This window comes from Streptomyces sp. NPDC101166, from assembly GCF_044768125.1.
Classification (GTDB): Bacteria; Actinomycetota; Actinomycetes; order Streptomycetales; family Streptomycetaceae; genus Streptomyces.
In genome coordinates this window covers 1-1,027 of sequence record NZ_JBIWPF010000380.1, presented here as the reverse complement: position 1 = coordinate 1,027, position 1,027 = coordinate 1, and the positions used below count along the sequence as shown (strand labels likewise).

At 69.6% G+C, this 1,027-nt stretch carries 1 pseudogene; it reads right to left on the bottom strand.

The annotated features are described in order from the left end of the window. Nucleotides 1-1,014, bottom strand: a pseudogene (locus ACIRS4_RS39270) (4Fe-4S ferredoxin); the annotation flags it as partial. Nucleotides 1,015-1,027 lie beyond the last annotated feature (13 nt).

Genomic DNA, 1,027 nt, shown 5'->3' with positions numbered 1-1,027 from the left:
CTTGTTGGTCCCGATGAACCCGGTCGGGCCGCGCTTGATCCAGCCGGTCACGTACGCGCCGGACACCACCGCGCCGCCGGACTCCTCGAGCACCCGTCCGTCCAGGTTCGGAATGATCCCGGCCCGCTCGTCGAATGGCACGCCCGGCAGCGCCACACCGCGGTAGCCCACCGAGGTCAGCACCAGTCCGGCGTCGAGGGTCTCGACGTCCTCGGTCGGAACCGCGTGCACCGCGCCGTTGTCGCCGGTGACGAGCTCGTTGCGCACCACCTCGACCCCGGTCACCCGGTCCACGCCCGCGATGGTCACCGGCGCCGACAGGTACCGGAACACGATCCGCTTGCGTCCACCCACGGGCCGATCGGCCAAGCCGTGCAGCAGCTTCAGCTTGTGCTCGACCTTCTGCGACATGCCCTCGACGATCGGCGGCAGCTCGCCCTCGATCACGATGTCGACATCGGCGCCCAGCAGGCCCACGAATTCCGGCACGGTGAAGGCGGATTCGGCCGGACCGCGCCGCCCGAGGATCACGACCTCTTCGATATTGCTGCGCCGCAACACGTTCAGCGCCCGCTGGGACACGTCGGTGCCGGCCAGCAGTTCCGGATCGGTGGTCAGGATGCGCGCCACGTCCAGCGCCACATTGCCGTTGCCCACGATCACCGCGCGCCGCGCCGACAGGTCGAAGAACCGGCCCGCCTGGTCGGGGTGGCCGTTGTACCAGGCCACGAAGTCGGTGGCGGAGGTGCTGCCGGGCAGCCCCTCACCCGGGATCCCGAGCTTGCGGTCCGAGGACGCGCCGACGGCGTAGATCACCGCGTGGTGGTGTGCCAGCAGTTCCTCGTGTGAAACGTGCTCGCCCACATTGACGTTCAGGTACGAGCCGAAGCCGGGCTGCGCGGAGATCACGTCGAACAGCTCGCCGACCTGGCGGGTCTTGGTGTGGTCGGGCGCGACGCCGAAGCGGGCCAGACCGTAGGGCGTGGTCACCTTGTCGAACACGGTCACCGACACGCCGGGCTGGGTG